The following is a 10,258-nucleotide window of genomic DNA, read 5'->3' as shown; positions in this document are numbered from 1 at the left end:
GTAAGTGACCGGGGTTGAGGGGCGCAGACAACGCATTTGCAGCGTGAAAGGCGCCGGTTAAATTATTTGGCGTCGGTCGCCGTACCGTTAGCATGCCAGGTAAAGACACCGAACTCGAAGCCTTTCAGGTCGCCTTTCTGATCCCACGACAGCGGGCCCATCACGGTGTCTACCGTCGCCCCTTTCAGGTATTTAGCGATTTCCGCCGGATCGTCAGACTGATTCAGGCCCGCCTGCAGCGACTGCAGCGCCGCGTAGGTGGTCCAGACGAAGGCGCCGCTCGGATCCTGTTTCTTCGCCTTGATCGCATCCACGATCGGTTTGTTCGCCGGCACCTGGTCGTAGTTCTTCGGCTTGGTCACCAGCAGGCCTTCCGCCGACTCGCCGGCGATGTTAGACAGGGAGACGTTCGCTACGCCTTCCGGGCCCATAAACTGGGTTTTCAGACCGGCAGCGCGGGCCTGACGCAGGATCTGGCCCATTTCCGGGTGGTAACCGCCGTAGTAGACGAAGTCGATATTCTCTTTCTTCAGGCGCGCCACCAGAGTTGAGAAATCTTTCTCACCAGCGGTGATCCCGTCGAAGAAGACCACGTTCGCCCCGCCTTTTTTCAGGCCATCCTGCACCGCACGGGCCAAACCTTCGCCGTACTGCTGTTTGTCATGCACGACTGCGATACGCTGCGGCTTCACTTTGTCGAGAATGTATTTCGCCGCGGTTGGTCCCTGGTCGGAGTCCAGACCGGTGGTGCGCAGGATCAGCTTATAGCCGCGCGCGGTCAGCTCCGGCGCGGTCGCAGCGGGGGTGATCATCAGAATGCCTTCGTCTTCATAGATGTCAGACGCCGGCTGAGTGGAAGAGGAGCACAGGTGGCCGATAACGTATTTGATCCCGTCATTGACCACTTTGTTGGCGACCGCTACCGCCTGTTTCGGGTCGCAAGCGTCATCATATTTTACGATCTGCAGCTTATTGCCCTTAATGCCGCCCTTCGCGTTGATATCCGCTACCGCCTGCTCGGCGCCGGTAAACTCCTGATCGCCGTACTGGGCCACCGGGCCGGACATCGCCCCGACTACCGCGATTTTGATATCTTCCGCCAGCGCCGCGCTGCTCATAACTAAGGCAATACATCCTGCCAGTAACGCTTTACCCTTCATATTCATCCTGAGGCTCCCCATTATTATGGTTTTTGCATTTGTTGTGATGTTGTTTGTTAGCGCATTATTTTGTTTATATCGATAGGAAAAGCATATGATAGCTAACCAACCGGGGGCTGCTCGCGCTTTTGCAGCACACTATGCTAAACATACCGTCATTCTGAGGAATTTGAAACGACTAAATTGCGGGCTATGTAACAGATAAGTGACAAATAAAAAAACCGCGCCAGCATGAACCGGACGCGGTGCAAAACAGGCCCTGATTACCAGCCCGCGGGCAGGTAGCCTACCGCGGACGCTACCGCGTAGACGGCGCTGCAAAGATACAACAACACAATGAAGCATTGGATAAGCGGATGGGTCATCCAGGCCGGACAGGTCCAGCCCGGCGTCAGGTCGCCACGCTGGCGGGCGCCCTTGAGCATCAGGATCGGCATAATCGATAAAATAACGCCGCTGAACACCCCGGCAAAATAGAGCGCGTTGACGAAAGAGACCATACCGCTGTAGGCCAGCACGAACGGCGGGATCGCCACCACCAGCAGCACCATCAAGCGGCGGGCGGGCTGTTCATCATTCCCCAGGCGGAACTGATCGAAGATATTGGTCAGGAAGCTGCCGCCCAGTCCCCAGTAGGAGGTCAACATCGCGCACAGCGCAAACAGGTTGGCGGAGAAGAAGGCCCATTCGCCAAGCGCCCTCCCCCAGGAGATGGTGGCCACATCCGAAATATTGTCCAGGCCATTAAGCGAGATCACCGACAGCGGCACCAGCGCCAGCAGGGTAAAGGTCAGCGCCATACCGACCATAATGGCTTTAGGCAATTTTTCCGGTTTGTCGGCGAAGCCTCGCGCCATTTCCGGGACGATATACTGTGCCGAGAAGCAGAACGCCACGACGTTGAAGACCGGAACCATATACAGCCAGTTGCCGTCGAGCAGATAGCCCACGCGGGTGGTCTCTTTCAACAGCGTGGCAATCACCAGCACCGAGATCATCACCACCATACCGATGCTGATAAATTTCTCGCCGCGGCCGATCGCCTTCAGCCCCAGATAAAGCACCCCTGCCGCCGGGACGAAAAACAGCACGCTGCCCAGCGCCGGCGAAATGCCAAACAGGGAGTAGAGCAGCTTGCCGCTGCCGGTCATATAAGCCGTCAATGCGCCGACGCTGTTGACGCAGACGGAGAGGAACATCATCAGCGCGCCAAAGCCGCCGACGTAGCGCTTTGATAATCCGCTGAGCTGCAGATGTTTACGCGTGCGGAGCGTAGATTCCGCGACATAGAGCATGGTCACCGTGGTCAGGCTGCCCACCAGCACCAGCCAGAACAGCAGCGGTAAGAAGCCCGCTTTGCTTGACGCATAGGCGATGGAGAGGACACCCGCGCCGATATTGGTACCGACAATCATCGATACCCCTTCGACGAAGCTCAGAGATTTTGCAGGGACAGCCGTACGTTCCCGGCCGGTGAGGACGGGAGAAAAGGTGGAGTTTTCAGACATAATACTTTCCGTTTTACTCCGGCGGTTTTCTCCGCCGGAAAAAAGGTGATATCAGGGTGATAAACCACTCACGCTGAGCATGAACAGCCGGCTGCGGCTTCCTGTTTCTGTTCGGCTTCCCTGCCGCCGCAGCCCACCGGGGAGACGTTAGCTCTTCAGTACGCGCGCCAGAATATCCAGCGCTTTCGAGAACTGGGCGTCCGGAATCGTCAACGGATAGAGGAAGCGGATCACGTTGCCGTAGACGCCGCAGCTCAGCAGCAGCAGGCCGTTCTCCTGCGCTTTCTGTTGCACCTGGCGGGTGAACTCCGGCGACGGCTCGCCAGTTTGCGGATCGTTAAACTCCACCGCCACCATCGACGCCCGACCGCGGACATCGACAATCGCCGGACAGGTGGCCCGCGCCTGGTTGAGCACTTCCTGCAGATGGCTACCCAGCTGTTCAGCGCGCTGGCACAGCTGCTCTTCAGCAATCACATCCAGCACCGCGTGCGCCGCGGCTACCGCCAGCGGGTTACCGGCATAGGTTCCGCCCAGGCCGCCTGGCGCTGGGGCATCCATCACCTCGGCGCGACCAACGACGCCCGACAGCGGGAAACCGCCGGCGAGGCTTTTCGCCATCGTCATCAGATCCGGTTTCACATCATAGTGCTGCATGGCGAACAGCTTGCCGGTGCGGGCGAAACCGGTCTGCACTTCATCGGCGATCAGCAGAATGCCGTGGGTATCGCACAGATCGCGCAGCGCCTGCATGAAATCGGCTGGCGCGACGTTAAAGCCGCCTTCTCCCTGGATCGGCTCGAGGATGATGGCCGCGACCTGGTCCGGCGCAATATCCGCTTTGAAAATGCGCTCCAGGCTTTTCAGCGCATCCGCGGTAGAGACACCGTGCGCCGCATTCGGGTAGACACCGTGATACACCGAGCCCGGGAAGGGCCCGAAGCCGATTTTGTAGGGCGCGACCTTACCGGTGAGCGCCATGGTCATAAAGGTACGGCCGTGGAAGCCGCCGCCGAAAGTAATCAGCCCCGGACGGCCGGTGTAAGCGCGGGCAATTTTCACCGCGTTCTCGACCGCTTCCGCGCCGGTGGTGAAGAAGGCCGTTTTTGCCGGCCCGTCAATCGGCGCCAGATCGTTGATACGTTCCGCCAGCGTGACATAGCTTTCGTACGGCACAATCTGATAGGCGGTGTGGGTGAACGCCTGCAGCTGGTCAGCGACCGCGGCAACCACCTTCGGATGACGGTGACCGGTATTTAACACGGCGATACCGGCGGCGAAATCGATCACCTCATTGCCTTCGATATCCCACAGCGTGGCGTTCTCCGCCTTCTCGACAAAGTAGTTACACATTACGCCTACGCCGCGCGGCGTCGCCTGCTGGCGACGTTGATTCAGTTCTGAGCTTTTCACCTGCGAATCTCCTGTCGTGTATGTCACGTTATCGCAACAAATTAGAAACGATGTCGTTTATTTACACAGGAGTTGGCCCTATAATCGAGTACCAATTTTGAATATCTGAGGGATCCAATTGCGTTCGCTGGTGGGTGACCTGGTGCTGGTCCGTCTGCAGGAAGAGCGCGACCCTCTTCTGCACAAACGCTTATACAACGCGCTTCGCCGCGCGATCCTTGACGGTTCGCTGGCGCCGCAAAGCCGCCTGCCGCCGTCGCGGGACCTGGCGGGAGAACTCGGCGTATCAAGAAACACCATATTAACAACTTATGAACAATTACTGGCGGAAGGATATGTGGTTTCCCGTCGGGGAAGCGGAACATTCGTTGCCCAAACCGCGCCTGAAAGTTCATTGACCGCTAAGGGGAAGCGGGAAAACAGCAGTATCGCGACATCGACGGCGCATCTTTCACGCCGCGGCCAGCACCTGCTCGGCCAGGTCAGCGCCAGCCCACGCCAGTGGGGAGCGTTTATTCCCGGCGTACCGGACGTTAACGCCTTTCCCCATCCGCTGTTCAGCAAGATCCAGGCCCGCATCAGCCGTCGGCCAAAGCCGGAGCGGCTCAGCTACAGCTGCAACGGCGGTACCCCGGAGCTACAGCAGGCGCTGGTGGATTATCTGCGGGTATCGCGCGGCGTCCACTGTCAGGCAGATCAAATTCTTATCACCGAGGGGATCCACCAGGCGATTGACCTGGTCACTCGCATGCTGTGCGACAACGGCGATCTGGCGTGGGTGGAGGAGCCTTCCTACTGGGGCATTCGCCATGTGCTGGCGATGAACGACGTCCGGGCGGCCCCCATCACCGTCGATGCCAATGGGCTGTGCCCGCCGGAAACGGTTGACGATGCGCCGCGGCTCATCTTCGTCACCCCCTCTCACCAGTATCCGCTGGGCGCGGTGATGAGCCTTGAACGCCGTCAGCGGCTGCTGGCGCTTGCCCGCCAGCAGGGCAGCTGGATCGTCGAAGATGATTATGACAGCGAGTTTCGCTTTTCCGGGCAGCCCATCCCCGCCCTGCAGGGGCTGGTGGCTGATGCGCCGGTGGTCTATATCGGCACCTTCAGCAAGACGCTCTATCCCGGCCTGCGCCTGGGCTATGTGGTGATCCCCCGCCCGCTGGTCAGCGATCTGAAGCACGCCCACGCCGAGCTTTATCGCGGCGGCCATTCGCTGATCCAGATGGCGCTGGCGGAGTTTATTACCGCTGGTCACTACTCGGCGCATATCCGCCGCATGCGGCTGCTCTACAGCCGTCGTCGCGCCTTTTTAACCGAGCTGATTCAGCGGCACTGTATGCCCGACGCCCTGTCGGACTTCAGCGATAATGCCGGACTGCATTTGATCCTCAATTTACCGGAGGAGGCGGACGATGTGGCGATCGCCCGCGAGGCCAATGCGCGCCACATTCTGGTGCGGCCGCTCTCGCGCTACTACCTGACGGCGGCGCGTAAGAAAGGATTATTGATGGGATTTGCCAGCCAGCCCGAGGAGCAGATGGCGCCGGCGTTCAGCGTGCTGATAGGCTGCCTACGGACGCACTGTCCAGAGGTACTGCTGCCCATGGATGGCGCAGAAAAACAAAACGCCCCAACCTGAGGCGGGGCGTTATCGGGGTGCCTGGCGTCAGGCAGGGGTGGCGTATCAGGCTTCGATCGCGGCACGCAGTTTTTTCATGGCGTTCTTTTCCAGCTGACGCACGCGCTCTGCGGAGACGCCGTAGCGGTCAGCCAGCTCCTGCAGCGTGGACTTGTTGTCTTCGTCCAGCCAGCGGGCGCGGATGATATCCTGGCTACGCTCGTCCAGGCCCTGCATCGCGTCAGTCAGCTTATTCGCCGCCTGCTCTTCCCAGTTGTCGTCTTCGATGCCGTCGGCAAAGTTTGACGTTTTGTCCTGCAGATAAAGAACCGGCGCCATCGGCTGGCTGTCGGATTCATCGTCCGACGACATGTCGAATGTCATGTCCTGGGCCGCCATACGGGATTCCATCTCGCGGACGTCTTTGCTCGACACGCCCAGCTCACGGGCCACCATTTCCACTTCATCCTGGTTGAACCAACCCAGACGCTGTTTGGTTTTACGCAGGTTAAAGAACAGCTTACGCTGTGCTTTGGTGGTAGCGACCTTCACGATACGCCAGTTGCGCAGCACGTATTCGTGAATTTCGGCTTTAATCCAGTGCACGGCGAAGGAGACCAGGCGCACACCCACTTCCGGGTTGAAGCGACGCACGGCTTTCATCAGGCCGATATTGCCTTCCTGGATCAGATCCGCCTGCGGCAGGCCATAGCCCGAGTAGTTACGAGCAATGTGAACAACAAAGCGCAGGTGAGACAGAATCAGCTTTTTCGCTGCTTCCAGATCGCCCTGGTAATGCAGCTTTTCAGCAAGCTCCCGCTCTTCATCAGCCGACAGCATCGGCCAAGTGTTAGCTGCCCGGATGTACGATTCCAGGTTACCAACGGGGGCTAAAGCTAAAGTTTGCATTTCTTTGGTCATTCAAATCCTCTCAATTGATATCTTCTGACGTGGTCTTGTCCCCATCAGGCAACAAGCATGCCAGCATTCATGAGCAACGAGAATATCACTCACATTAGTATCAGACAGTGATTTTATCCACAAGTTCCCTGCAACGGTGTGAATAAATTACGCACAAAATGTGACACCACGATGAAAAAGTGAGGGCAGGAAAAGGAGAACAAGCTTGCGGTATCTTTCCCTGCGAACAGGAACTCATTGCAGCAGGGAAAGATTATATCACGCTTTTTTTAATCGGGAGTAAAGTGACGTAAATGTTGCACTGTCGCCAGCCAGGCGGCCACCCACCCGATCATCGAGCAGACGATCAGCATCAGCAGACACTCGTCAAAGCCTAAGCCGCTCAGCTCAAACTGGGTGCCGAACACCTTCGCCACCTCGGTCACTGCCGACGAGAGGCGCATCACCAGAATCTCCGACAGGATCAGCGATAAAAACGCGCCGGAGAAGCCCAGCATCGCCCCGCCGTAGAGGAACGGACGCAGGATAAAGCCGTCGGTGGCGCCAATCAGTTTCTGCACGTTAATGGTATCGCGGCGGGCGAAGATGCTCAGGCGCACGCTGTTGCCGATCACCAGGAACACCGCCGCCACCATCAGCACGCCGATCATCGCCGACACGCGGCCCACCAGCCCGGTGAGCGAGGAGAGGCGGGCAAACCAGCTGTCGTCCATCCGTACTTCATCGACCCCCTGGATCCGCGATACCCGATCGCGCAGGGTGTTCAGCGCTTCCGTGCTCTGGAAATCCAGCTTCGGCACCACGATGGCGACCGCCGGCAGCGGGTTCTCTTCCAGCATATCCAGGGCGCCGCCAAAGCCGGACCAGTTACGGAATTCACCCAATGCCTCGTCACGTGACAAATAGTTCACCTTGTCGACGCCCTGCTCCGCCTGCAGCTGGCCGACCACCCGCGCCGCGGCATCCTCATCCAGCGTTTTTTCCAGATACACGGTGATCTGCGGCGAGGGATAGTACTGTGACGCCGCGCTGCTGACGTTTTTGTAGACCATGTAGCAGACGCTTGGCAGGGTCAACGAGATGGCGATAACCATCACCGTCAGGAAGGTCGCCAGCGGCGTGCTTTTTAAATCCTGGAGCGCGCCGTGCCAGGCGTAGCGCACCTGCTCGTTGAACACGTTGCTCTTACGCGAGGCCGGGTTAGGCGCCGCTTTCGGCCGTTTTGGCGCATTGCGCCCGCCGCCGCCGCCGCCCGCCGCGTTGCGCAGGCGATCGAACTTGCTGCCGAACTGGCGGATTTGGTTCATTGCGTCGCGCTTATTCACCCCGAATGCCTCCATGCAGATGGCCGTCGCTGAGCGTCAGCACGCGGTACGGACGGCTGGAGATAAGCCCCAGATCGTGCGTAGCCATCAGTACCGTCACCCCGACGCGGTTAAACTCTTCAAACAGACGTAAAATCCCCTCCGAGAGCGCCTCGTCGAGGTTACCGGTCGGTTCATCCGCCAGCAGCACCGCCGGCTTGTTGACCACCGCGCGAGCGATCCCCACGCGCTGCTGCTCGCCGCCGGAGAGCTGAATCGGAAAGTTCTTCGCTTTGTCCAGCAGCCCGACCTTATCCAGCGCCGCCGAGACCCGGCGACGAATGTCATCGCCGCTGGCGCCGGCGATAATCAGCGGGATCGCCACGTTGTCATACACGGTACGATCCATCAGCAAATGGTGGTCCTGGAAAATCATGCCGATCTGGCGGCGCAGGAACGGCACCTCACGGCTCTTCAGGCGGCTGATTTCATGACCGCTGAAGAAGATTTTCCCGGCGCTGGGCCGTTCGATACCACAGATAAGCTTCAGCAGGGTACTTTTCCCTGCGCCGGAGTGGCCGGTCAGAAACGCCATCTCGCCCGGCTGCAGGTGGAAGTTCACCCCCTGCAGCGCTTGTCTCCCACCGAGATAGGCTTTGCTGACTTGTTCAAAGCGAATCATTCTTAATCCTCTCGGGCAAAAAGTGCCTCAATAAAGTCGCCCGCATTAAACGGACGCAGATCCTCAATACGCTCGCCGACGCCAATATAGCGAATCGGAATGCCGAACTGGTCGGCCACCGAGAAGATCACGCCGCCTTTGGCGGTGCCATCCAGCTTGGTCAGGGTGATCCCGGTCAAACCTACCGCTTCATGGAACAGTTTGGCCTGGCTAATGGCATTCTGCCCGGTACTGGCGTCGATGGTTAACATCACCTCATGCGGCGCGTCGACGTCCAGCTTTTTCATCACCCGGACGATCTTCTTCAGCTCTTCCATCAGGTGCGATTTATTCTGCAGACGCCCGGCGGTATCGGCAATCAGCACATCAACATGGCGCGCCTTCGCCGCCTGAATGGCGTCGAAAATCACCGAGGCGGAATCGGCGCCGGTGTGCTGGGCGATCACCGGGATATTGTTACGCTGGCCCCAGACCTGCAGCTGTTCCACCGCCGCCGCACGGAAGGTATCCCCCGCCGCCAGCATCACCGATTTGCCCTGCTGCTCAAACTGACGCGCCAGCTTGCCGATGGTGGTGGTTTTCCCCACCCCGTTCACGCCGACCATCAGAATAACAAATGGCGTTTTGCCTTCAACATTCAGCGGCTCATCCACTTTGGCGAGGATATCGCCCATCTCTTCTTTCAGCAGGCCGTACAGCGCTTCCGCATCGCGCAGCTGCTTACGGCTGGCGCCCTCGGTGAGATGAGTAATGATCTTGCGGGTGGTTTCCACCCCGACGTCGGCGATCAGCAGTTGCTCTTCCAGCTCTTCAAACAGATCGTCGTCGATCTTCTTACCGCGGAACAGGCTGATAAATCCGGAACCGAGATTTTGTTTGGTTTTCAGCAGGCTACGCTTAAGGCGGGCGAAAAAGCCTTCTTTCGTCGGTTTTTCCTGCTCCTGGACCAGCGCTTCCACCGGCGCCTCTTCCTCTGGCGCCGGCACCACCACCGCCGCCTCTTCCGCCGCCTCGGCCGCCAGCGCCTGCGCTTCCAGCTCTTCATCGCTTAACGGCGCGTCCTCTTCCGGCGCTTCCGTCTCCTGAGGTTGGGCGACGACATCCTCTACAGGCTGCTCAGCCACGGCCTCCGCCGCCACCGGTTCGGCGATAACGTCCTCCACCAGCGACTCAACCGCTGCTGGCTGTTCCTCCGCCTTCAGCGGTTCGCTGACCGCAGGCTCCGGCGCGACGACCGGCGCCTCTTCAACCAAAGCAGGCGCTGGCGCCGCCTCTTCTTCCGGCGCGCTGGCAGGCTCCGCGAGGTGGGCCTTTTCGCTTTCGACCACCGTCTCGGTGACTTCGACGACCTCTTCGGCAAACGCCTCCGGGTCCGCTTTCGGCGCGCTCGGCTCAGCAGGGGTTTCCGCCGCCGGCGTCTCCTGGGCAACCGCTTGTTGTTCTTCTACTTTTTGTTCAGTCTCGGTTTCCTGTGCCTGCTCTTTCTGTCCAAAGCCCAGCCAGGAAAAGAAGCCACGTTTTTTCTCTTTTGCCATTTGCGACCACACTCCTCGCTGTTTATTCATGGCGCAGCTTCATCAGAAGCTGAAAAAATGATGAAATTAGTTGGATAGTCTATCACTTAACTTAACTCGCAGCACCGCCCCCGG

The 10,258-nt window shown here is 59.0% G+C and carries 8 protein-coding genes; 1 reads left to right on the top strand and 7 read right to left on the bottom strand.

Going from position 1 to position 10,258, the window contains the following annotated elements:
• Nucleotides 1–62: 62 nt before the first annotated feature.
• The 3 genes from livJ to ABLV52_RS09530 form a co-directional block, all read right to left on the bottom strand.
• Nucleotides 63–1,166, bottom strand: a complete 1,104-nt coding sequence (gene livJ / locus ABLV52_RS09540) for a branched chain amino acid ABC transporter substrate-binding protein LivJ (protein ID WP_002920812.1) — start codon at nt 1,164–1,166, stop codon at nt 63–65.
• A gap of 257 nt (nt 1,167–1,423) precedes the next feature.
• Nucleotides 1,424–2,668 (bottom strand): amino acid permease, encoded by a 1,245-nt coding sequence (locus ABLV52_RS09535; protein WP_023291229.1) that lies wholly within the window; start codon nt 2,666–2,668, stop codon nt 1,424–1,426.
• 147 nt (nt 2,669–2,815) lie between these two features.
• Entirely contained in the window at nt 2,816–4,081 is a 1,266-nt protein-coding gene (locus ABLV52_RS09530; protein WP_348890312.1) for a 4-aminobutyrate--2-oxoglutarate transaminase, read from the bottom strand.
• A gap of 118 nt (nt 4,082–4,199) precedes the next feature.
• Here ABLV52_RS09530 and ABLV52_RS09525 point away from each other — a divergent pair, with 118 nt between their 5' ends.
• Nucleotides 4,200–5,723, top strand: a complete 1,524-nt coding sequence (locus tag ABLV52_RS09525; protein ID WP_032454254.1) for a PLP-dependent aminotransferase family protein — start codon at nt 4,200–4,202, stop codon at nt 5,721–5,723.
• Nucleotides 5,724–5,768: 45 nt separating this feature from the next.
• On the opposite strand, the gene rpoH is transcribed toward ABLV52_RS09525, so the two are convergent.
• From rpoH to ftsY, 4 genes are all read right to left on the bottom strand, one after another.
• Nucleotides 5,769–6,623, bottom strand: a complete 855-nt coding sequence (rpoH, locus tag ABLV52_RS09520; RefSeq protein WP_002920815.1) for an RNA polymerase sigma factor RpoH — start codon at nt 6,621–6,623, stop codon at nt 5,769–5,771.
• Nucleotides 6,624–6,892: 269 nt separating this feature from the next.
• Nucleotides 6,893–7,948 carry a permease-like cell division protein FtsX gene (ftsX, locus tag ABLV52_RS09515; protein WP_348890311.1) on the bottom strand — a complete coding sequence of 352 codons (1,056 nt, stop codon included), beginning with the start codon at nt 7,946–7,948 and terminating at the stop codon, nt 6,893–6,895.
• The gene (gene ftsE, locus ABLV52_RS09510) at nt 7,941–8,609 is read right to left on the bottom strand and encodes a cell division ATP-binding protein FtsE (protein ID WP_004202097.1); all 669 of its coding nucleotides are present in this window, start codon (nt 8,607–8,609) and stop codon (nt 7,941–7,943) included. Before ftsE ends, ftsX begins: the two co-directional genes overlap by 8 nt.
• 2 nt (nt 8,610–8,611) lie before the next feature.
• Nucleotides 8,612–10,144 carry a signal recognition particle-docking protein FtsY gene (ftsY, locus tag ABLV52_RS09505; protein WP_023291232.1) on the bottom strand — a complete coding sequence of 511 codons (1,533 nt, stop codon included), beginning with the start codon at nt 10,142–10,144 and terminating at the stop codon, nt 8,612–8,614.
• Between the last annotated feature and the right edge of the window lie 114 nt (nt 10,145–10,258).

It is taken from the genome of Klebsiella sp. GB_Kp056 (genome assembly GCF_040064755.1).
GTDB classification, from domain to species: Bacteria; Pseudomonadota; Gammaproteobacteria; order Enterobacterales; family Enterobacteriaceae; genus Klebsiella; species Klebsiella quasipneumoniae.
Note: the sequence above shows the minus strand (reverse complement) of the source record. Positions and strands in the feature narration are given on the sequence as shown.